Here is a 2,711-nt window from a genome sequence, read left to right on the forward strand (position 1 = left end):
TACAAACTCATTGTTAGAGCAAACCAAATTGCTTGGCAGGAGCTCAAAAATATGACCGCTTAAAACTGAGTGTGCGTAACATGAGTTACTTTACCATAGTTTCATATTGAAAGGGAGGGTTAAATATTATTTGTTCTTGTTCCTCCTCTTCCGTCTTTTTAGGTTCTATATCCTTATTAGACTCATTTTTTTCTTGTTTAGAGGTTTTAAAGGTTTGAGTTCCATCGAAAATGGATTTGAAGTAAGAATTCGCTTTTTTGTTACTTCATCTTTTTCTTGTGCTTTCGGACTAGGTATGGGCACTAAATTATTTGCTAGCCTTTGGATTATAGTCAACATGCAAAAAATAATTTTCATGTCCTTTATTACACAAAAATATACTATTCTTCGTTTTGTCGTTTAGATGAGCTTGTTTTCGGTATTGCAATTGCACTGATACGAAATTTTCATAAGAATGTATGGGAAAAAATTACGAAAAAAGGTAATTTAATTTTACTATTTGGGATTATTAGCAGCGGAGTAAGCTTTTACTTGTTTATTCAAGACCATTATAGCCTGTTTGTAACGGCCTTTGGTTATCCCTTAAGGACATCCAATTAGTAATGACTTGTAGCTGAGCTTAAATTGAGTTAAATCTAAACAGGAAATGGTCCTTTTCGTCAGGATCCCGGCCTAACCCAGTATGGGTCCCAATATCTTTAATCCGGCTAAGAATTAAATTACGATACGATCTCTTCCTTGCTGTTTTGCAGCATAAAGCGCTTGATCTGCTTTGTTTAAGATGTCATCTAAAGTAGTTCCTTCCAGGGGGACCTCAGCTAATCCAATGGATACGGTAACGGTGGGTAGTGGGTTCTTATTAAATAAAATGTGAGCTAATTTAACCTCATGCTGAAACGCCTGTAACCGTTGGAATGCAAAACTTTTACTACTATCGATTAAAATAATAATGAATTCATCACCACCATATCGACATGCAAAATCACTTCCCCGAAAGTATTCTCTGAGTAATTGACTAATGAATTGAAGCACTTCATCACCAGCTTTATGTCCATAAGTGTCATTAAAGTGTTTGAAATGATCCAAATCGATCATCCCAACAGATAGAGTGCTTTTATTACGAATAACGCGTTGAAGTTCAATCGGAAATGTTTCGTCCAGATAGCGGCGATTAAATAATCCTGTGAGAGGGTCATGAAGTGATTGTTGGCGTAAGTTGTCACGTAAATTAATATTAGCTACCGATAATGCAACGACTTCAGAAAGTGTTATGGCCAATTGCTGCTGATAATTGTTTGTTTTTATTTTCCCTTCATGGTCATTAATATTTAATATGCCAATTACTTTCCCAGATACGATAAGAGGAATACATAAATATTTCTGTGGCTTTGATGTGGAAAAATGGTGGCACTCATTATTATTTTTGAATTCTTCAACTATATGAATACTCCCATTTCGAATAGCAACACAATCATCTTTGCAAAATACATCTTTTAAAATTTGATGATTCCCCCATTGGGTGACTGTCTGTAAATTTTGACCCGATTGATCGAATATGACTATTCCTCCGCTCCAACCATGAAATAATTCATTGGCAGTCTTATTGATGATGGTATAGGCCTCACCAATTTCATGACACATTTGTAACTTATCATTTATTTTATTAATGAGAACCATCGCATGTTCACGCTCCTTAAGTTCCAAATTAGATTGTTTTAATTTTTCATTTTTAATAGCCAAGTTATCAATTAATCTCAAGTTTTCAAATTGTAATTGAACTGAGTTTGTTATGATGTGATTTATATTAGTAGAAAATCGCATCATCAAGAGCAAATAAATAACGGCAGCTATGCCAAGAAGAATGTAAGTTTCACCCTGGAAAAACAACCAAATAATATGGGGTATATAGGCTGGAAAAAGAAAAAATAAGTAAAGATATTTAATGGGGGAATAAATGATATTAGCAAGTGCAGTAATGCCAATTAAGCAAAAAATGATAACTATTTGTTTTACTGAGAGAGCAGTCGGCATAAACAACGAACCAATTGGCGCATAACATGCTCCTCCTAGAAACGCGAGAACCATCAATAAAGAAATCCATTTTTGGATATCAATAAGTGAGTTATTGACTTTTTTATTATAATAACGAGCGATACCAAAACGAATAGCATTTAGTACCTCACTAATAACATACCACGCTAAAAAGAGTACCCTGTTCTCATTGTTCCATAAGATGGCCAAAATGATTGTGAAAATGATAAACTCAGAAACAAGAGCCAATTCCAGTTGCTGATAAACCAGACCGCTCAGTTTCATTTTTATTTTGTCATCATGTTCATATTGTGTATTCAAGATGCCATTCCGTAAAATCAAATTAAGAGTACATTAATAGTATAGAAAAATATTGTATCAATTTTTTTCTATTTCTCTATTAGGGTCTGTTGACATTTCACCTGCCGCCTACGTGCCGCGGCATGTCCGCGGCATCCAGTAAAAGGTCAAATTTAAATTTGCACTAACTAATTCATTGATTAATGAGGGCAAACTCATAATATAACGGCTCTGATACCAAGTATAAAATGAGTTTGCAATGCTTAGAGTTATGCTCAATGATGAGCTTTGGTCAAAGCTAAAGGAGATCATGCTAAAGCATAGCATTTATGACAAGCCCAATCTTCGCACACTAGTTGAGACGATGTTATATCGTATGC

At 34.6% G+C, this 2,711-nt stretch carries 1 protein-coding gene and 1 pseudogene; one reads left to right on the forward strand and one right to left on the reverse strand.

Features of this window, described 5'->3' with window-relative positions; genetic code table 11:
* Window positions 1-714: 714 nt before the first annotated feature.
* Window positions 715-2,352: a sensor domain-containing diguanylate cyclase gene (locus Lsan_RS12515; RefSeq protein ID WP_058514570.1), complete on the reverse strand. Its 1,638-nt coding sequence runs from the start codon at window positions 2,350-2,352 to the stop codon at window positions 715-717.
* Between the two features lie 238 nt (window positions 2,353-2,590).
* Here Lsan_RS12515 and Lsan_RS22625 point away from each other — a divergent pair.
* Window positions 2,591-2,711: pseudogene (locus tag Lsan_RS22625) on the forward strand (IS5/IS1182 family transposase); the annotation flags it as partial.

The organism is Legionella santicrucis, from assembly GCF_001468135.1.
GTDB classification, from domain to species: domain Bacteria; phylum Pseudomonadota; class Gammaproteobacteria; order Legionellales; family Legionellaceae; genus Legionella; species Legionella santicrucis.